1 protein-coding gene is annotated in these 606 nt (G+C 40.9%); it reads right to left on the reverse strand.

Annotated elements, in window-relative coordinates; all coding sequences use genetic code 11:
• The coding region (locus LIR34_RS17560) for an RNA-guided endonuclease InsQ/TnpB family protein (RefSeq protein WP_265107756.1) at positions 1-606 on the reverse strand (606 nt) is incomplete at both ends.

The raw sequence follows: 606 nt of genomic DNA on the forward strand, positions 1-606 counted from the left end.
GCTTCCTTTTACACATCTCGACAGTTTACGCTGCTCCCTTGCCAGCCTTTTTTCATTTTTTCTGAAGAATCCTGCTTCTTCCATCTCAATCTCTTCTGAAAACACAGCCATCCCCTGCATCGCATAATCAATCCCAAGTATTTTAGCACTACTGTAATCCTTATCTGCTGCTTGGTTTTCGCAGCTGTATCCTTCATACAGCAGACTTGCAAAATACTTTCCGGACGGCTCCATACTGACTGTCACTGATTTCAGACGGCAGTTTTCTGCAGGCTCCCTGTGTTTTTTCATGGAGATCCATTTTAATTTCGGAAGCCGGATCCGGTTATCTTCTACCAGAATATTTCCGTTGACTACATTTGTTGTATAGCTGTTTTTGGAGTGATGTTTTGACTTGAAACGTGGAAATCCAACCTTAGGATCACGAAAAAAATTCTTATATGCTTTTTCCAGATGGAGCTGAACATTTGCCAGCGCCAGCGAATCAACTTCTTTCAGAAATGGATACGCCTTTTTATACATGGCTGGTGTATTCTTTAACATCTTCTTTGTCTTTTTATACTCCTGGATCTTGTCATTAAGCATCTGGTTGTACAGAAAACGACA

Source organism: Blautia sp. MSK17_66 (assembly GCF_020538025.1).
In the GTDB taxonomy this organism is placed as follows: Bacteria; Bacillota; Clostridia; order Lachnospirales; family Lachnospiraceae; genus Blautia_A.